This is a genomic window from Shewanella sp. CAL98-MNA-CIBAN-0140 (assembly GCF_040309905.1).
Taxonomy (GTDB): domain Bacteria; phylum Pseudomonadota; class Gammaproteobacteria; order Enterobacterales; family Shewanellaceae; genus Shewanella; species Shewanella psychromarinicola.
This window is the reverse complement of sequence record NZ_JBEOPI010000023.1, coordinates 48,256-68,069: the sequence shown is the minus strand read 5'-3', so window position 1 is coordinate 68,069 and position 19,814 is coordinate 48,256. Positions and strand designations below refer to the sequence as shown.

The window sequence follows — 19,814 nt, the reverse complement described above, 5'->3', positions numbered from 1 at the left end:
CTTTATATAAAAAAAACTATAAGCATCTGATAAAAAATGGAATAGTAATAAAAAAATAATTTAGTAGAGGGTACTTTATAGGATACGAAACCAGCAGAAAATAACCGAAAGGATAATGAGATTAATATATCTATCTTTGGCTTATTGTCAGATGCGTTAGTACGGGAATGATTAAGCTCCGGCAATGTATCATCGCACAACGAAACTCACCGATGATTAATATCACAAAAATTACAATCCTGTTTTACTTAAAAAAGGCCTAAAACCCCAGCCTTTTGAACGGGTGCATCAGCAAACCAACAATTATCCTATTAATAGCCCATTGCCAAAAGGTGATGTATTTAAAGATCTTGTGGGCAAAATTGAGTAGCGAAAAAGGGTTCTTGTTGAACACCCGGTGATATTTTAGCGTCGTACTGTAAGTAAATTGAAACCAAACTGATCTAGTTGTTTATACCATGCGTAACAAATGTTGCACAAAAAAACAGCCTCCCTCTCAACGTGGTATAAATTCGAAAGGAATATAAAAATGTTAAAGAAATTTATTACAACACTCGCCCTTATTGTTGCCAGTTTATCATTCACCTCTGTTGCTTATGCCGAACATCATGGTATGAAAAAAGACATTGTCGATGTCGCAGCTGAAAATGGCTCTTTCAATACGCTTGTTGCTGCAATCAAAGCAGCTGGACTTGTTGATACACTAAAAGGTGAAGGTCCATTTACGGTATTCGCACCGACAGATGAAGCTTTTGCTAAGTTAGCAGATGGGACCGTCGAGTCGCTACTGAAACCAGAAAACAAAGATAAACTTGCGGCAATTTTAACATATCATGTTGTTGCAGGAAAAGTGATGGCTGCTGATGTCGTTAAACTAGACAGCGCATCAACAGTTCAGGGACAAATGGTTACGATTAAAGCAAATTACGGCAATGTAATGGTAAATAACGCAAAAGTTATCATGACAGACGTAAAGGCGAGCAACGGTGTGATCCACGTGATTGATACTGTACTACTGCCTAAGTAATTGATGTACCGACGGGGGTATTGGTTACTATCAGTGCCCCCTAACCTTCAATAGCATAATAATCTTTATAATACAGAGCCTAGGTAATCGATAGCCAATCTTTAGATAACATGTCGAGCATCGAAACAGTCGTCACTTTTTTATATTGCCTTGTTCAATATTTTCCAACTCATGACCATTGTTTAGACAAACCTCAAAAGTATTGAATGAGCTTAATGATTTCTTTTCTAGTTAAACAACCTAGCGTGTTTCAACATGATTGCGATAGCTTTTATGGCCAGCTAAGTGCTCACATTGCGATCGACTTATTTGAAACTAAAAACGTAAACAACCAAAAACACCATTGATTTATTAGACCCCTGCACCCAATAAAAACAGCTTCCTAAGAAGCTGTTTTTTCATTGCTATATGCGATTTAAATCAATTTAGAGGTTTATTCTACCGTGACTGATTTTGCTAAATTACGCGGCTGATCTACGTCAGTCCCTTTAATTAATGCCACATGGTATGACAATAACTGTAATGGGATGGTGTAGATTAACGGTGCCATAAATACATCGCAGTGTGGAACAGGGATGACTTTCATGGTGTCGTCTGACTCAAATTCTGCATCGACATCAGCAAACACATACATCAATCCACCACGGGCACGCACTTCTTCAACGTTTGATTTAAGCTTTTCGAGTAATTCATTGTTTGGCGCCACCACAATCACGGGCATATCGGCATCAATCAAGGCTAATGGGCCATGCTTTAGCTCGCCAGAAGCATAGGCTTCTGCGTGAATATACGAAATTTCTTTTAGCTTTAATGCACCTTCCATCGCAATGGGGTATTGATCGCCTCGGCCTAAGAATAAGGCATTCTGTTTATCGGCAAAGTCTTCAGCTAATTCTGCAATAGCATCATTTAAGCCAAGCGCTTGCTCCACTTTAGCAGGCATAGATAACAGGCTTTGCGTAATAGCCGCTTCCATGTCGCTAGACATACCATTATGACGACCAATCGCCGTGGTTAACATTAACAAACCGGCAAGTTGCACGGTAAAGGCTTTCGTTGATGCAACGCCAATTTCAGCGCCCGCTTTCATCATGTAAGCCATATCAGATTCACGTACTAATGATGAACCCGCTGAGTTACAAATGGTTAATGTGGCTTTATAGCCCATTTCTTTTGCCAGGCGCATTGCCGCTAAGGTATCTGCGGTTTCACCAGATTGTGAGATAGTCACTAACAAGCTATTTGGGAATAAGTGCGACTTGCGGTAACGAAATTCTGAGGCTATTTCGACGTTACATGATACTCCGGCCCAGTCTTCTAACCAGTAACGCGCTGCCATACCCGCATGATAACTGGTACCACAGGCAATAATTTGTACGTGCTTAATGTCTTTTAAAAATTCAGCTGCATTTTCGCCAAAAGCTGAATCTAATACCTTACCGCCGGCAATACGACCTTCTAAGGTGTGCGCAATGGCTGTAGGTTGCTCATAAATTTCTTTGAGCATGTAGTGACGATATTCACCTTTGTCACCCGCGTCATGGGTCACTTCAGATTCTTTCACTTCACGCTTAACGGCGTTGCCATTAACATCAAAAATATTCACTTCACGACGCGTTATTTCTGCTACGTCGCCTTCTTCTAAAAAGGCGAACGAGCGAGTGACGGGTAACAGTGCCAGTTGGTCTGAGGCGACAAAGTTTTCACCTAGGCCGTAACCTATCACTAACGGGCTACCGCTTCGAGCCACAACCATGCGATCACTGTCGCGACGGTCGATAACAACAGTGCCATAGGCGCCTTCAAGTTGCTTAACGGTCGCTTGTACCGCTGCTAATAAATTAGTCGCTGTTTTTAATTCGTGGTGAACAAGATGACAAATCACTTCGGTGTCGGTGTCTGATGAAAATACGTAACCCAAACCTTTTAACATTTCGCGCAGTTTGTTGTGGTTTTCAATAATACCGTTATGTACAACAGCAACATCGCCTTCAGATAAATGTGGGTGTGCATTTCGCTCACTTGGTTCACCGTGGGTTGCCCAGCGAGTGTGGGCAATACCGGTGCCACCCGTTAATGGTGCGGCATCAAGTGCTGATGATAACTCCTGCACTTTACCCACGCGGCGAGTACGGCTTAATTCACCTTGATGAATCACAGCAACGCCCGCTGAGTCATAGCCACGGTATTCAAGACGGCGTAAACCTTCAACTAATATTTCAGCAACATCCCTTTGGGCCACGGCGCCTACGATTCCACACATGATATTTTCCTTTATTATTTCAATTTAATTTAATTAGCGAACGGCGCGAGTATTACTCTAACGCCATGGGCTGAAATGGTATCGACTGCATCTTGGGTGATGTTGTCATCGGTCACTAACACATTAATCACATCCCAAGGCAGCTCTAGATTGGGGATACGCCGACCAATTTTGGTCGATTCCAAAAGTACCACCACTTCACGCGACATTTCTGCCATCACTTTACTTAAGCCTGTTAACTCGTTAAACGTGGTGGTACCGCGATTAAGATCGATGCCGTCGGCACCGATAAACAGTTGGTCAAAGTTATATGATCGCAGCACTTGCTCTGCCACTTGGCCTTGAAAAGACTCAGAATGGGGATCCCACGTACCGCCGGTCATCAATAATGTCGGTTCATTTTCAAGTTCATGAACGGCATTGGCTAACTGTAATGAATTAGTCATCACCACTAAGCCACGTTTGTCATTGAGTTGCTGGACAATACCTGATGTGGTACTGCCGCTATCGATGATTATCCGGTTATGGTCGCGGATCAGCAGTGCGGCTTTGGCGGCTATCGCTTGTTTATTAAGAGACAGTTTTTCGCTGGCTATTTGGGTCATTTCTTGTGGCACTGACACCGCGCCGCCATAACGTCGTAATAATAGTCCATGGGTTTCAAGCATGGCCAAATCTTTACGAATAGTCACTTCTGAAGTGGCAAATAGATTCGCCAGCTCATCGACACTGACTTCGCCTTGCTCATTAACCAATTTAATGATCGAATGGCGACGTTGTTGGGTGTTACGTTTCGTCATTAAAATTAACTATCTTTCACATAAGTTTCGAAGCGAAAGGTATTTTAACAGCAAATGAAACTTTTTCTAGATCATATAGCCTAAATTTGAAATAAAAGTACAAAAAAGCCTCTTGAGTAAGTAGAGGCTTTTGATGATTAAGAAATGAAACTACTTTGAGTGGATAAAATCTTATTTCTGATTAGAACTTAGTTTCGACAGCAACACTGAAATTACGGTCTTGGCCGATTGTGACCATATTATACTGACCACCTTCAATATAATCGGTATCGAATAGATTTCTGACATTGGCACGAACACTGACGTCTTTGCCCATAATATCCATAGTATAAGCGGCACCAATATCAAAGCGGACATAACCGTCTTTGCTAATGCTGTTATCGGTATTAGCAAAACGCTCACCAACGTAGATAGCACCAAAATTAATTGCCAAACCTTCGGTCATTTCATAGCGAGTCCAGATGTTGGCTGACAATTCTGGAGCATCAACGGGTGTTTTACCTTCTCGCTCATCGCCAGTTTGATATTTGGCATTTAAGTACATCATTGAAGAGGTCATAAACCAGTTATCACTTAATTGGCCTTGGGCGCCGACTTCAAATCCACGATGTTGCTGCTCACCGCCTTGGGTGGTGATATCAGTAAAGGAAGCTATTGGAGTCGGTAATGTCTCAGAGACAGTTATATTTTCAAGGGTGATATCAAATACCGCCGCCGTGAGTAACAAACTATCGTTAAACAGCTCCCATTTGGTGCCGACTTCGTACTGAACACCATATTCAGGCTTTAAATCTAGCTTATCGTTTACATCAAACTGATTACTAACGGCACCTTGTGGGGTAAAGCTCTTTGAATAGTTAACGTAAATGCTGCCATTTTCCATCGGCGAGTAAATAATCCCGAATTTAGGTGATACCGCATAACTGTTCTCACCTAAGCCATCTTTCTTCTGTTCATCGTAACGCACTCCAGCGAGCAACTTCCATTGCTCACTTAATGTCATTAAATCCTGTAAATAGAAGCCGTAGTATTGGTATTCACTTGCAGTGCTTTTTGTACCAAGATGATAATCAATATCTGGCTGTATAAGGGGTTGTCCTGGCATAACCGTTTGAGGGGTACCCCGTACGATTTGTCTCTGATAGAAATAATCTAAATAGTTAGCGCCGATCAACAATTGATGTTGTATTGCCGCGAAATTAAACTCGCCAGTGAAATCGATATAAGCCGTTTTATGTTGCCAGTCGTCATAGCGATCAAATGGTTTAATGTTGTAGCCATTAGTAAAAGGGTCGGTTGTACGTTGCGGCGCAGAGTCGAAACGTTGACGATTAAATTGTTGATCGTTATATCCCCCTTTAACTTTCCACTTATCACTAATATACCAAGTCAGATCAGCACCTAGGTTAGAAATGGTATTATCGGTAAAAGCCCAAGGCGCATCCCAAACGGTTTTATTACTCCCTATAACATTACCTTGGGCATCTAACCAACCACCGGCATCAATACCGGCTTTATCTTGAGTGTGATCGTATTTAACCGATAACAATACATCATCAGTTAAATCAAATTCCATATTAAGATAACCTAACCAACGATCGCGCTGTTGATTTTCTTCGGTAGTGGAATATTCACGCCAGTATTGGGTGTCTTGCTTAACTAACACACCACGATAACGAATACTTTGAGCGTCATTTAAACTCCCTCCAGCATCTATCTTCGCACGAGTAGAGCCGTAACCATCCGTGTCTAAACCGATATTAAGCATAGAGTCATAGGTCGGTTTTTTAGTCACCATATTGACTAAACCGCCAGGGCCAGATTGGCCATACAGCATACTAGAAGGGCCTTTCAATACTTCAACTTGTTGCAGCGTTTCAATAGGTTGTATGTAGTGAGACCATTGCTGGTGGCCATTAATAAGATAACCATTGCCCGAACTTAACTCAAAACCTCGAATACTGAACACTTGGCGGTTCCAGCGTGTCGTCCCCGCTGTTACGCTCGAGTCGTTCACTAACACTTCGGCAAGGTTAGTGGCCAGTTGTTCGTCGGTAACAAAATAGGGGATCACATTGACTGACTGCGGAGTATCCATGAGGTCGATATCACCACGCATAGCGCCAGATGCTGTACCGACTTTATAATCGTTAAAAGTACGACCGGTAACATTAATGCGCTCTATGTTTGCATCACTCGAGACCTCTGCCATCACAGGCATAGTCATTAATACCGAACCGACGGCCAAACCTATAACTGAATATTTATACACCATTGCCAACACCTCAATTAAACCTTTAACTTTAGAATTAACGGTAATATAAATGAGAAGCGTTTGTATTTAAGGTTCTTTACACAAACTTACAATCTGTTGCGATATAGATCAAAACTATTTAAAACCAATAGATTGAAAACCACATATAGGTTAACTCAAGCTTAATTTATTTTTAATCAGTTATTTTCTATACAGAATAAATAAACAACAAAAATGTTAAAACAAAAAAACGGCATATAGCCGTTTTTTTGTATTGGTTTAAAACTTACTTTTTAATTTTTAACGGACGTTGCCAACCCGTAATATGGCGCTGCTTAACGCGGGTAATAACCAATTCATCTTCGCCGACATCTTTAGTAATAGTAGAACCAGCACCAAGGGTGGCATTTTTACCAATAGTCACGGGGGCAATTAATTGGGTATCACTACCGACAAATACGCCATCTTCAATGGTGGTAATAAACTTATTGGCACCATCGTAATTACAGGTGATGGTACCGGCGCCAATGTTCACCCCAGCGCCTATTTGGGCATCACCTAAATAGGCTAAGTGGCCTGCTTTAGAGCCCTTACCTAACACGCTTTTTTTAATTTCAACGAAGTTACCAATGTGGGCATCTTCTTTAAGCTCTGCCCCAGGGCGTAAACGCGCAAAAGGTCCTGCACTCGCAGCGGGTCCAAGCTTGGCGCCTTCTACAATAGTATAGGGTTTAATTTCAGCATTATCGGCAATCTGGCAATCTATAAGAATCGCTCCTGCGCCAATAGTGACGTTATTACCCAAGGTGACTTTACCTTGGAATATCACATTGATATCAATCATCACGTCCATACCTACGCTTACATCACCGCGAATATCGATACGAGCAGGATCGCGCAAGTTAGCCCCTTCGAGCATCAGTTTTTCAGCAGCACGCGCTTGATAAGCTCGTTCTAATTGCGCTAGTTGTACGCGATTATTAGCACCTTCAACTTCGATAGACGATTGCGGCTGTGAGGTAGTAATTTCAACGCCATCAGCTTTAGCCATGCCAATAATGTCAGTAAGATAATATTCGCCTTGAGCATTATTATTCGATAAACGCTTTAACCACGCTTTTAGCTGCTTACCGGGTACCGCCATGATGCCGGTGTTCACTTCGTTAATTTTTAGCTGTTCAGCGTTGGCATCTTTTTGTTCAATAATGCCGACTACGCTGCCATGCTCACGCACAATACGACCATAACCGCTAGGGTTAGGTAAATTAACCGTCAAAATAGCGAGGCCATTTACAGGGCGAGCAGCCAATAATGCTTCTAGGGTTGATTGCTGAATAAGCGGCACATCGCCATATAGGATCAAAACGGTATCGTGGTCATTAATGTTTGGGGTTGCTTGCGCGACCGCATGGCCGGTCCCCAGTTGTTCTGCTTGTAATACCCAGTTTAATGCTTGCTCACCTAATGCTGTTTGTAACCTATCTGCGCCATAGCCATACACTAATTGAATTGCAGATGAGCCTAATGAATTAGCCGTATCTATCACGTGTTGCACCATACTTTTATGGGCAATAGGATGCAGCACTTTAGGCAGATCTGAGCGCATCCGAGTTCCTTTTCCTGCAGCTAAGATCACAACATTTAACGACATTAAGCATTCCTTTATTGAACCGATAGAGATTGGCTGACATTTTAACGGAATATCGCCAAAAGTAAAAATAGAGCGAGGGAATTTAACCCATAAAAAAGGCGACTCATAAGAGTCGCCTTTTAAGCGTCAAATAATCAGATTATCTGGTGATATTTTTCTTGATGGTTTCAACAACACGTAATTGAGCCAAAGATTTGGCTAATTCGATTACAGCAGCTTCGTAATTGAAGTCAGATCCAGCATTAGCAATTGCTTGCTCAGCATGTTCTTTAGCTTCTAAAGCCGCTTTCTCATCAATATCATCGGCACGTAATGCTACATCAGCAAGTACTGAAATTGCAGTAGGTTGTACTTCCAGTAAACCACCTGAAAGATACAACACTTCTACACTGCCATCTTGCATGATAAAGCGCGCCATACCAGGCTTAATTTTTGTTAGTAACGCAACATGGTTAGGCATAATGCCTAACTCACCTTCAGCACCATTAACTTCAAAGAAGCTAACTTGGCCATGAAAGATGCTGCTTTCTGCACTAACAATATCAAGTTGGACTGTTTTGGCTGCCATCAAGTTCTCCTTAAAGAACTAAGCTTTACGGCCTAGTTATTTTTTTTTGTTCGCTTTTTCGACAGCTTCATCGATTGAGCCAACCATGTAGAACGCTTGCTCTGGGATGTGATCGAACTCGCCATCCAAGATACCCTTAAAGCCACGAATGGTGTCTTTTAGAGAAACGTACGTACCAGGAGAACCGGTGAAGACTTCTGCTACGAAGAAAGGTTGAGACAAGAAACGCTCAATCTTACGTGCTCGGAATACCATGGTTTTGTCATCATCTGACAATTCATCCATACCCAAGATAGCAATAATGTCTTTCAGCTCTTTATAACGCTGTAATACAGTTTGTACACCGTTGGCAACATCATAATGCTCTTGGCCAACAACCTGAGGATCTAACTGACGTGAAGTCGAATCCAATGGGTCAACCGCAGGGTAAATACCCAAAGAAGCAATTTGACGAGACAATACAACAGTCGCATCTAAGTGAGCGAAAGTTGTTGCTGGTGACGGATCAGTTAAGTCATCCGCAGGTACATATACTGCTTGTACAGAAGTAATCGAACCCGTCTTAGTTGAAGCGATGCGTTCTTGAAGAACACCCATCTCTTCAGCTAGTGTTGGCTGATAACCTACTGCAGAAGGCATACGACCTAATAGTGCAGATACTTCAGTACCAGCTAAGGTGTAACGATAAATATTGTCAACGAACAACAATACGTCACGACCTTCGTCACGGAACTTTTCAGCGATACTCAGGCCGGTTAACGCTACGCGTAAACGGTTTCCTGGAGGCTCGTTCATCTGACCATAAACCATGGCAACTTTGTCTAATACGCCTGAATCTTCCATCTCGTAGTAGAAGTCGTTACCCTCACGGGTACGCTCACCAACACCAGCGAAAACAGAAAGACCAGAGTGAGCTTTAGCGATGTTGTTAATCAGTTCCATCATGTTAACTGTTTTACCAACACCAGCACCACCGAACAGACCTACTTTACCGCCTTTAGCGAAAGGACAAACAAGGTCGATAACCTTGATACCCGTCTCTAATAGTTCAGTTGAAGTTGACTGATCTTCGTATGAAGGCGCAGCACGGTGAATAACATAACGTTCTTCTTCACCGATAGGACCCGCTTCATCGATAGGCTCGCCCAATACATTCATAATACGGCCAAGGGTCTTAAGCCCAACCGGAACATTAATTGGTGAACCTGAGTTTACTACCTCTAGACCACGACGCAGACCATCAGAAGAACCCATAGCGATGGTACGAACAACGCCACCACCTAGCTGCTGCTGAACTTCCAGCACCAAACCATTACATGGGCCTTCGCCAGTGATCTTCAGAGCGTCATATACTCGAGGTACAGAATCTTGTGGAAATTCTACGTCCACAACCGCGCCAATTACTTGGACAACAGTACCTGTGCTCATGATTAATCCTCTAAACTTGATTTCGTTACCTAAACCTAAACCGCTGCAGCGCCTGAGACAATTTCCGACAGTTCTTGCGTAATAGCAGCCTGACGGGCCTTGTTATAGACGAGTTGCAAATCATCGATCATTTCGCCAGCGTTATCTGTTGCCGCCTTCATTGCTACCATACGGGCAGCCTGTTCAGAGGCAATATTCTCAACAACACCTTGATACACTTGAGACTCTACATAACGAGTTAACAATACATCCAAAACTTCTTTTGGATCTGGCTCGTAAATATAATCCCAAGGATAATTAGCTACTTCTTCATCTGACTTAGGTAAAGGTAGCAGCTGTTCGATCACTGGTGTCTGGCTCATTGTATTAACAAACTTGTTAAACACAATGTACAGACGATCCAATTTACCTTCGTTGTAAGCTTTTAACATGACACGTACTGTGCCAATCAAATCAACAAGTTTGGGCGCATCGCCTAAACCTGATGCATGGGCGGATATTTCACCACCGAAGCTTTTAAAAAACTGAACAGAACGGGCACCAATTGGGCAAAACTCAAAATCTGCGCCCTGTTCCTTCCATTTTTTAACGTCTGACACAACCTGTTTAAATAAGTTGACGTTCAAACCACCACAAAGGCCACGGTCGGTCGCTACAACAATGTAACCAACCCGCTTGGCCTCTCTCACCTCTAAATAGGGGTGTTTATACTCGAGAGTACCTCGCGCTACGTGACCGATCACCTTACGCATATTTTCTGCATATGGACGGCTTGCTCTCATGCGTTCCTGCGCTTTGCGCATTTTGCTGGCAGCTACCATTTCCATAGCGGAAGTGATCTTCTGAGTATTTTTAATACTCGCGATCTTGGTTTTAATCTCTTTAGCGTTGGCCATCTCTACTCTCCAATCTGGGACCTGAGGTGCCTAATGACACCCCTTGTTCATTATTACCAGGTTTGGGTTTCAATGAACTTGTCTAAGCCTGCCTTTAACTCACCTTCGATATCAGCGTTATAATCGCCAGTAGCATTGATGGTATTAAATAGGTCAGCATGTTGACTGTTCATGTATGAAAGCAGAGCGGCCTCGAAGCGACCAATTTCATTTAAAGCAACACCTTTAAGGTAGCCTTTTTCAGCTGCGAAAATAGACACAGACTGTGCTGCAACGCTCATAGGAGCATATTGCTTTTGCTTCATTAATTCGGTTACACGCTCACCATGCTCAAGTTGAGCACGTGTTGCATCATCTAAATCAGATGCAAACTGTGAGAACGCAGCAAGCTCTCGATACTGTGCAAGAGCAGTACGAATACCACCTGACAGTTTCTTGATGATTTTAGTCTGCGCAGCACCACCAACACGAGAAACTGAAATACCTGGGTTAACAGCTGGACGTAAGCCCGAGTTAAACAAATCAGTTTCAAGGAAGATCTGACCATCTGTAATAGAAATTACGTTAGTCGGTACGAACGCTGATACATCACCAGCTTGGGTTTCAATAATAGGCAAAGCGGTTAACGAACCCGTTTGACCTGTTACTGCACCTTTAGTGAACTTTTCTACATAATTTACGTTTACGCGTGAAGCACGCTCTAGTAAACGAGAGTGTAGATAAAATACGTCACCTGGGTAGGCTTCACGTCCTGGTGGACGCTTCAATAGCAATGAAATTTGACGGTAAGCAACTGCTTGCTTAGACAAATCATCATATACGATTAAAGAATCTTCACCGCGGTCACGGAAGTATTCACCCATAGAACAACCAGAATATGGCGCTAAAAATTGCAGTGCTGCAGTTTCAGAAGCAGATGCAACAACTACGATAGTGTTAGCTAATGCGCCATGTTCTTCAAGCTTTCGCACTACGTTAGCAATGGTAGAAGCTTTCTGACCAATGGCAACATAGACACACTTAATGCCTGAATCTTTCTGGTTGATAATTGCATCGATTGCCATCGCTGTTTTACCAGTCTGACGGTCACCAATGATCAATTCACGTTGACCACGACCAATAGGGATCATGGCATCAACGGCTTTATAACCAGTTTGAATTGGTTGTGATACAGACTTACGTTCAATAACACCAGGGGCAATCACTTCAACAGGAGAGAAACCATCGTTTTCGATAGGTCCTTTACCGTCAATAGGCTCACCTAGAGTGTTAACAACGCGGCCAAGTAGACCACGACCCACTGGTACTTCAAGAATACGACCAGTGGTTCTAACTTTATCGCCTTCTGCTAAATTAGCATAAGGCCCCATCACTACGGCGCCGACAGAATCACGTTCTAAGTTCAACGCGATTGCAAAACAGCCACCAGGCAGTTCGATCATTTCACCCTGCATTACATCGGCAAGGCCGTTAATGCGAATGATGCCGTCACTTACTGCAACGATTGTACCTTCGTTGCGAGCTTCACTAACGACGTCGAACTGCTCGATCCGCTGCTTAATCAGATCGCTGATTTCAGTGGAATTCAGTTGCATGCTCAAACTCCCAATTACGACTGCAGCTTATCAGACAATCGCGATAATTTACCGCTTACCGAGCCATCAATGACTAGGTCGCCTGATTTAATAATAACACCGCCAATAAGCGATGCGTCGATGCTGCAATTCAGCTTAACTTTGCGTGCGAGACGTTTCTCTAGAGAAACACTAATTTGTTGCTGTTGCTCAGAGCTTAGCTCAGTAGCAGAAACCACATAGGCCTCAACTTCTTTTGCCCACTCATTACGGTATTCAGCAAAAAGTAGCGATACTGTTGACAGTATCCCTAAACGACCGTTTTCAGCCATTACCTTTATCAGATTTTGACCTTGCTCATTGACTTGTTCACCGCATACTTTAATAAACAGTGAAGCGAGTTCTGTACTCGCTAAAGTACCATTAAGCAGTGGCTTTATTGATTCGTTTTCACTTACCAATGAAGCGAAAGTTAACATTTCTGTCCAACTTTCTACTACTTTATGTTCAACAGCAAAATCAAAAGCTGCCTTTGCGTAAGGGCGAGCGATGGTGCTTAATTCAGCCATAACTCAACTCCCTTAATCAAATTTCAGCAACAAGTTTATTAACAATGTCACTGTGGGCTTCTGGATCAATCGCACGTTCAAGAATCTTCTCTGCACCAATGATGGCTAGAGAAGCAACTTGCTTACGCAAGTCATCTTTCAGGCGATTACGTTCGTTTTCAATTTCTGCTTGACCCTGAGCGATAATTTTCGCTCGCTCAGTTTGAGCTTCAGCTTTAGCTTCGTCAACGATTTGAGCCTTACGCTTATTAGCTTGCTCAATAATGTCGTTGGCAGTTACCTTTGCTTCTTTTAGATGCTCAGTAGCTTTAACTTGTGCTAACTCTAGATCTTTTGCTGCACGGCCGGCATCAGCCAGACCATCAGCAATTTTCTTCTGGCGTTCTTCGATGGCATTCATCAACGGCGGCCATACAAACTTCATGCAAAACCACACGAAGAGAATAAAGGCAACCGTCTGACCGAATAGGGTAGCGTTGAAATTCACAACAGCCTCCTAGTTAGATTAAAGACAGAAGCGTTAATTAAAGCATTGCACCCAATGGGTTAGTAAACAACATAAATAGCGCAATACCGACACCGATCATAGTCACCGCATCTAGTAGACCCGCTACGATGAACATTTTAACTTGTAACATAGGCGCCATTTCTGGCTGACGTGCTGCACCTTCCAAAAACTTTCCACCTAAAAGGCCGAAACCGATAGCTGTTCCTAATGCACCCATACCAATAAGTAGAGCAACAGCAATAGCCGTCATTCCTAATACAGTTTCCATATCTATCTCCAGTATTCTAAATCGTTGTTATTAATGATTTAGGTCAAAAAAATTTTCGGTTATTCTTAATGATCTTCATGAGCCATGCTTAAATAAACAATGGTCAACATCATGAAAATAAATGCTTGTAAGGTAATAATTAAAATATGGAAAATTAACCAACCTAGTTGTAAACCTACACCTAGAGCAGATAACGCCACGTTAGAACCGTACATCAATGCAATAAGAATAAAAATCAACTCACCAGCATACAAGTTACCAAATAGTCGAAGAGCCAATGAAATAGGCTTTGCAACAAGAGTAACTGTTTCTAATAAAAAGTTGACGGGTATCATTGCCCAATGGTTAAAAGGCTGAAGTGTTAATTCTTTTACAAAACCTGAAACACCTTTGACTTTAATGCTGTAATAAATAATCAGCACAAACACACCAATAGCTAAGCTGAAGGTGATGTTAACGTCGGTAGTCGGAACAACTTTTAGGTATGGCACACCCATTAAACTCGCTGCCCAAGGCAACCAATCTACAGGTATCATATCCATGAAGTTCATCATGAAAATCCACACAAAAACTGTCAAGGCTAAAGGTGCAATAACCGGATTGCGGCCGTGAAAAGTTTCTTTCACACTGCTATCAACGAACTCAACAATCATCTCGACAAAACATTGAAATTTGCCAGGAACGCCTGTTGTCGCTTTTTTGCCGGCACTGTAAAACAGCCATAAGAACAACACTCCAAGCCCAACCGAAAAGAACAACGAATCAATGTTCCAAGTCCAAAAGCCAGCCTTTTCACATGCATGGTTCATTGCTAGCCCATTATCGGTAGCACAAACTTGCAGGTTAGTAAGGTGATGTTGGATATAGCTTTGCTGTGTTAGCTCTTCACCAGTTGCAGCCATGATTCATCCCACTTAACTTTGCTTGAAATATAAAGGTGCTATCCAATGTACTACTAACGCTAACGAATAACAGGTAAAAAGTGGCATAAAACCGACTTTTAAATTGATAAACACTAACGAAAACAATGCAATGGTTAACAGCATCTTTACCGCTTCCCCCCAATAAAAGCTTTTAATCACTTTTACTGCTGAGCTTGCTCCACTATGAGAGAAAGCTAGGGTTGCGAATACAAAATTAGGAAGTACAGCAATTACACCACCTGCTAGTGCAGATAAGCCATGCAGTGCTCCCCACATAACGAAAAATAATATTGAAATAATACTCGCCACTGCCGCTTGTACCAGCACTAATTTATAGGCTGCTAACCTGCCACGACGCGCCAAAACATTACTCAACTTTATATCTCCGCATTAATACCTTTTGTGGTCCTAATGTTAAATTTAATATATTAAACTAGCCTTAAGATCCAAAAAGCCTGCAAAGTATACCTTTTCGCGCTTTGTTTGCAACGTTGATGATAGTAAAACAGCTATGTAATGCACTATTACGCACTTAATAATCAAAAACAAAAAACAGAGCTATGTCGCAAACTTACTAATGAAATTGGTTTAATCCACATTTCAACGAATTTTACTTAAAATCCCGTCTAATTCAGTAAGGTTCTGATAGTTTATAACAATTTTCCCTTTACCTTTGCTGCCATGATTAATGGCAACCTTGGCACCGAGTTTTTCAATTAACTCTTGCTCTAAGCGACTAACATCATGATCTTTAGCTGGTGTTTCGGCTTCTTTAGCAGGATTTAAGACTTTATTAACTAATCGTTCAGTTTCTCGAACAGTCATTTCTTTTGACGCGACTAATCGAGCTAAATTTGTCTGTTCATCACCCTCTACAGCCAATAATGCACGGGCATGGCCCATGTCGATGTCACCATTTTCTAACAAACGTTTAACAGGCTCGTTGAGGCTATTTAAGCGTAATAAATTAGACACGCTTGCACGAGACTTACCAACAGCATCGGCTACTTGTTGGTGGGTTAACTCAAACTCTTCAAGTAATCGTTGCAGTGCGATGGCTTCTTCCATTGCATTAAGATCTTCACGCTGAATATTCTCAATAAGGGCGATGGCGACAGCAGCATCATCTGCCACTTGCTTAACAATACAGGGGACTTTATCAAGTTTGGCTAATTGAGCGGCACGCCAGCGACGTTCACCGGCGATGATTTCATAGTTAGTTTCAGATATTTTACGGATAACAATCGGTTGGATTACACCTTGAGCACGGATCGATTCAGCCAACTCTTCTAACGCTTCTGATGACATATCTTTACGAGGTTGATATTTACCCGGCTGTAATAAATCAAGATCTAGGTGAATTAAATCACTTAATCTAGCTGATTGTTGCTGTTCTTCTGCTTGTTCGCTTTTAAGACTTGCGGCATTACTATGATTTAATAAGGCATCCAAGCCTTTACCTAAACCGCGTTTTTTTAAGGTCATTTTTGTATCCTACGCTTGTTTTGGTTGAGTTTGCTGTTCCGCACGACGTATTATTTCACCGGCTAGGGCTAAATATGCTTTGGCTCCAGCACTTGATTTGTCGTAATACATGGCAGGTGCACCAAAACTAGGTGCTTCAGCTAAACGAACATTTCTAGGTATGACGGTACGATACACTTTTTCACCAAAATGCTGCTTGAGTTGATCAGATACATCATTTGATAAACGATTGCGCGGATCATACATGGTGCGCAAAATACCTTCTATGCTCAACGTAGGGTTAACCATAGCACCGAGCTTAGTTATAGTATCAATTAACGCTGTTAAGCCTTCTAGGGCATAATATTCGCATTGCATTGGTACTAGAACCGAATCAGCGGCAGACATGGCGTTTACCGTTAGCATATTGAGCGATGGCGGGCAGTCTATAAAAATATAGTCATAATCATCTTTGATCGACGCTATTGCATTACGTAAACGGATCTCTCGAGCATAAAATTCCATCAATTTAATTTCTGCCGCGGTGACATCACTATTACCTGCGATCAAATCATATTTACCTACGGTATTTTTAATCACGATATCGGCAAACGGTTTTTCTTCGACTAATAATTCATAAGCGGTATTCTCGACTTCATATTTATCAACGCCACTGCCCATAGTCGCATTGCCTTGAGGATCTAAATCGATCAACAACACTTTACGCTTTGTGGCGGCAAGTGATGCGGCTAAATTAACGCAAGTTGTTGTTTTTCCAACGCCACCTTTTTGGTTGGCTACGGCAATTATTTTACCCACAATGTCATCCTGTCTTAAAATTATTGATGTCCGGTTAGCTTAATTAGCGAAAGAAATGCGTGTTATTGCTTGGCTATTTTTAATAAATGTCGCTGTTCATCTAACGTTGGAACATGCAATACAATAGTTTCTACCAACGAAAATCCTGCTGGTATCTGTTGTAATTCTTGCTGATTTAACTGGCCTTTTAACGCATAAAAAATGCCTTTTTCAGTCGGTAAATGGTGACACCAACTTAGCATATCTTGAATAGATGCAAATGCTCTGCTTAATACACCGTCAAATTTAATCTCTGGGTTATAAGCTTCAACACGACTTTCAACTGGAGTAATATTATTGATTTTTAGTTCGAACTGAACCTGTTTTTGAAAACGGAACCGTTTGCCTAAACTATCAAGCAATACAAACTGCTTATCTGGATTCATAATCGCTAATGGGATCCCAGGTAAACCAGGGCCGGTTCCTACATCGATAAAATGCTGTCCTTCAAGGTAAGGAGAAACCGTTAAGCTGTCCATAATATGGCGGATTAGCATTTGCTCAGGATCGCGAACGGAGGTGAGGTTATAAGCCTTATTCCATTTATCAAGCATTTCAACAAAACCTATTAATTGTTTTTGTTGTAATTCGGTGGCCGACATTTTAATTTCAGCTAAATAGGTTTTAAGTTGGGCAGATAACACAGAAAGCCTCGTAGGTTGCATGATAACGACGGCAGTTATTATGAAGCCGTAAAAGCACTAAGGGAAGCCTTATGGCTTCCCTTGTGTTATTGAGTTGAAAAAATTACAACATTTATGCGATTTTGCGCAATAAACCTCGTTTTTTCAAATGCACTAGCAAAATAGAGATTGCTGCAGGTGTAATTCCTGGGATCCTTGATGCTTGTCCAACGGTATCGGGTTTATGGTTATTGAGTTTTGCGATCACTTCATTTGACAGGCCTGGTACTTGTTGATAATCCAAATCAAGTGGCAATAACGAGTTTTCATGACGAATAGCTTTATCAATTTCATCTTGCTGACGCTGAATATAACCCGAGTATTTAACTTGAATTTGTACTTGCTCAGCCGCTTGCGGATCATCAAGACCAGGACCAAAACCCTCTAATGACATTAGCTTCGCATAATCCATTTCTGGACGACGTAGTAAATCTTCAAATGATGCTTCACGAGAAATAGGCGCATTTAATTCTGGATTAAGTACGCCTAATAAAGGTGAATTAGTATGAACCCATTGGCTACGTAAACGCTGAAGTTCCAATTCGATCGATTCTCTTTTTTCTATAAATAATTTCCAGCGATTGTCATCAACTAATCCAAGTTCACGGCCTTTTTCTGTTAAGCGTAAATCGGCATTGTCTTCGCGAAGCAATAAACGGTATTCCGCACGACTGGTAAACATGCGGTAGGGTTCTTTGGTTCCTAAGGTTGATAAATCATCAACAAGTACGCCAAGGTAAGCTTCATCACGACGAGGACACCAAGCCGTTTTGCCTTGAACTTGCAGTGATGCATTCATCCCAGCAAGTAAACCTTGTGCTCCGGCTTCTTCGTAACCTGTAGTGCCGTTAATTTGACCGGCGAAAAAGAGTCCTTCAATGGCTTTGGTTTCTAATGAGTTTTTAAGATCTCGTGGATCAAAATAATCATATTCAATGGCATAACCTGGCCGAATAATTTCAGCGTTTTCCATGCCTTTAATCGAACGTACTAAATTTAGCTGTACATCAAATGGTAAGCTGGTTGAGATACCGTTTGGGTAGATCTCATTGGTGCTTAGCCCTTCTGGCTCAATAAATATTTGATGTGACGATTTGTCTGCAAAACGGTGGATCTTGTCTTCGATAGATGGGCAATAACGTGGCCCAACACCTTCTATCACGCCAGAATACATCGGACTTCTATCAAGTCCTCCACGAATTATCTCGTGGGTATTTTCATTGGTATGAGTAATAAAACATGAAACTTGTCTTGGATGCTGGCTGACATTACCCGTAAATGACATTACAGGTAACGGTGTATCACCTTTTTGTTCGGTCATTTGTGAAAAATCAATGGTGTTTGCATCAATGCGTGGTGGTGTACCGGTTTTCAAGCGGCCAACACGGATATTTAATTCGCGTAAGCGATTAGCCAATGCAATCGCGGGTGGATCACCGGCTCTGCCACCGCTATAATTTTGCAGTCCAATGTGAATTTTACCGCTTAAAAAAGTGCCCGTGGTTAGCACTATTGCAGGTGCTTCGAAAGCTAAGCCCATTTGAGTTACTACACCAACAACTTTATCATTTTCAACAACGAGGTCATCAACAGCCTGTTGGAAAATACGTAAATTAACTTGGTTTTGTAAAATATGTTGGATTTTTTGACGATACAGCGCTCTGTCTGCTTGGGCTCGTGTTGCACGAACTGCTGGCCCTTTGCTTGAATTTAATGTTCTAAATTGGATACCAGCAAAGTCTGTTGCCGTTGCCATTGCCCCACCCAATGCATCTATTTCTTTCACTAAATGGCCTTTACCAATGCCACCGATAGCTGGATTACAAGACATTTGGCCAAGCGTGTCGATGTTATGAGTTAACAATAATGTTTTTGAGCCCATTCTTGCCGCTGCAAGTGCTGCTTCAGTTCCGGCATGACCACCACCAACAACAATTACATCAAACCGTTCATGAAAATGCATTATCTGACCTTTGATTGCTAAGTAAGTTAAATTTGAATCTACCCTTTTTTCGATTGGATCATTTTAGCACTTGCTTGTCTGAACGTGAACGATCATTTTTCACTGATTGATCAAGAT

At 41.9% G+C, this 19,814-nt stretch carries 18 protein-coding genes; 1 reads left to right on the top strand and 17 read right to left on the bottom strand.

The window, feature by feature from the left end:
- Positions 1-529: 529 nt before the first annotated feature.
- Entirely contained in the window at positions 530-1,027 is a 498-nt protein-coding gene (locus tag AAEY93_RS13105; protein ID WP_351077456.1) for a fasciclin domain-containing protein, read from the top strand.
- A gap of 433 nt (positions 1,028-1,460) precedes the next feature.
- Here AAEY93_RS13105 and glmS read toward each other — a convergent pair whose 3' ends face one another.
- The 17 genes from glmS to mnmG all read right to left on the bottom strand — a co-directional run bounded on the left by glmS (position 1,461) and on the right by mnmG (position 19,697).
- Positions 1,461-3,290 (bottom strand): glutamine--fructose-6-phosphate transaminase (isomerizing), encoded by a 1,830-nt coding sequence (gene glmS / locus AAEY93_RS13100; protein ID WP_101033424.1) that lies wholly within the window; start codon positions 3,288-3,290, stop codon positions 1,461-1,463.
- 29 nt (positions 3,291-3,319) lie between these two features.
- Positions 3,320-4,090 carry a DeoR/GlpR family DNA-binding transcription regulator gene (locus AAEY93_RS13095; protein WP_124012909.1) on the bottom strand — a complete coding sequence of 257 codons (771 nt, stop codon included), beginning with the start codon at positions 4,088-4,090 and terminating at the stop codon, positions 3,320-3,322.
- A gap of 181 nt (positions 4,091-4,271) precedes the next feature.
- Positions 4,272-6,365 (bottom strand): TonB-dependent receptor, encoded by a 2,094-nt coding sequence (locus AAEY93_RS13090; RefSeq protein ID WP_351077452.1) that lies wholly within the window; start codon positions 6,363-6,365, stop codon positions 4,272-4,274.
- 265 nt (positions 6,366-6,630) lie between these two features.
- Positions 6,631-7,995, bottom strand: coding sequence for a bifunctional UDP-N-acetylglucosamine diphosphorylase/glucosamine-1-phosphate N-acetyltransferase GlmU (glmU, locus tag AAEY93_RS13085; protein ID WP_101033427.1), 1,365 nt, complete (start codon positions 7,993-7,995; stop codon positions 6,631-6,633).
- 139 nt (positions 7,996-8,134) lie between these two features.
- Positions 8,135-8,563 (bottom strand): F0F1 ATP synthase subunit epsilon, encoded by a 429-nt coding sequence (locus AAEY93_RS13080; protein WP_101033428.1) that lies wholly within the window; start codon positions 8,561-8,563, stop codon positions 8,135-8,137.
- Positions 8,564-8,599: 36 nt separating this feature from the next.
- Positions 8,600-9,991, bottom strand: coding sequence for a F0F1 ATP synthase subunit beta (atpD, locus tag AAEY93_RS13075; RefSeq protein WP_101033429.1), 1,392 nt, complete (start codon positions 9,989-9,991; stop codon positions 8,600-8,602).
- A 35-nt stretch (positions 9,992-10,026) separates the two neighbouring features.
- Complete coding sequence (atpG, locus tag AAEY93_RS13070; RefSeq protein WP_101033430.1) at positions 10,027-10,887, bottom strand: F0F1 ATP synthase subunit gamma; 861 nt, start codon at positions 10,885-10,887, stop codon at positions 10,027-10,029.
- Between the two features lie 53 nt (positions 10,888-10,940).
- Positions 10,941-12,482, bottom strand: coding sequence for a F0F1 ATP synthase subunit alpha (atpA, locus tag AAEY93_RS13065; RefSeq protein WP_101033431.1), 1,542 nt, complete (start codon positions 12,480-12,482; stop codon positions 10,941-10,943).
- Positions 12,483-12,496: 14 nt separating this feature from the next.
- Entirely contained in the window at positions 12,497-13,030 is a 534-nt protein-coding gene (atpH, locus tag AAEY93_RS13060; RefSeq protein ID WP_101033432.1) for a F0F1 ATP synthase subunit delta, read from the bottom strand.
- 16 nt (positions 13,031-13,046) lie between these two features.
- On the bottom strand, positions 13,047-13,517 hold the full coding sequence (gene atpF, locus AAEY93_RS13055; protein WP_124012912.1) for a F0F1 ATP synthase subunit B: 471 nt from the start codon (positions 13,515-13,517) through the stop codon (positions 13,047-13,049).
- Between the two features lie 37 nt (positions 13,518-13,554).
- The gene (gene atpE / locus AAEY93_RS13050; RefSeq protein WP_011639455.1) at positions 13,555-13,806 is read right to left on the bottom strand and encodes a F0F1 ATP synthase subunit C; all 252 of its coding nucleotides are present in this window, start codon (positions 13,804-13,806) and stop codon (positions 13,555-13,557) included.
- Positions 13,807-13,871: 65 nt separating this feature from the next.
- Positions 13,872-14,708 carry a F0F1 ATP synthase subunit A gene (gene atpB / locus AAEY93_RS13045; protein ID WP_101033434.1) on the bottom strand — a complete coding sequence of 279 codons (837 nt, stop codon included), beginning with the start codon at positions 14,706-14,708 and terminating at the stop codon, positions 13,872-13,874.
- Positions 14,709-14,720: 12 nt separating this feature from the next.
- Positions 14,721-15,104 carry an ATP synthase subunit I gene (locus AAEY93_RS13040; RefSeq protein WP_101033435.1) on the bottom strand — a complete coding sequence of 128 codons (384 nt, stop codon included), beginning with the start codon at positions 15,102-15,104 and terminating at the stop codon, positions 14,721-14,723.
- 225 nt (positions 15,105-15,329) lie between these two features.
- Positions 15,330-16,214 carry a ParB/RepB/Spo0J family partition protein gene (locus AAEY93_RS13035; RefSeq protein ID WP_101033436.1) on the bottom strand — a complete coding sequence of 295 codons (885 nt, stop codon included), beginning with the start codon at positions 16,212-16,214 and terminating at the stop codon, positions 15,330-15,332.
- A 9-nt stretch (positions 16,215-16,223) separates the two neighbouring features.
- The gene (locus AAEY93_RS13030) at positions 16,224-17,012 is read right to left on the bottom strand and encodes a ParA family protein (protein ID WP_124012913.1); all 789 of its coding nucleotides are present in this window, start codon (positions 17,010-17,012) and stop codon (positions 16,224-16,226) included.
- 62 nt (positions 17,013-17,074) lie between these two features.
- Complete coding sequence (gene rsmG, locus AAEY93_RS13025; protein WP_124012914.1) at positions 17,075-17,695, bottom strand: 16S rRNA (guanine(527)-N(7))-methyltransferase RsmG; 621 nt, start codon at positions 17,693-17,695, stop codon at positions 17,075-17,077.
- Between the two features lie 112 nt (positions 17,696-17,807).
- Positions 17,808-19,697, bottom strand: a complete 1,890-nt coding sequence (gene mnmG, locus AAEY93_RS13020; protein WP_101033439.1) for a tRNA uridine-5-carboxymethylaminomethyl(34) synthesis enzyme MnmG — start codon at positions 19,695-19,697, stop codon at positions 17,808-17,810.
- Positions 19,698-19,814 lie beyond the last annotated feature (117 nt).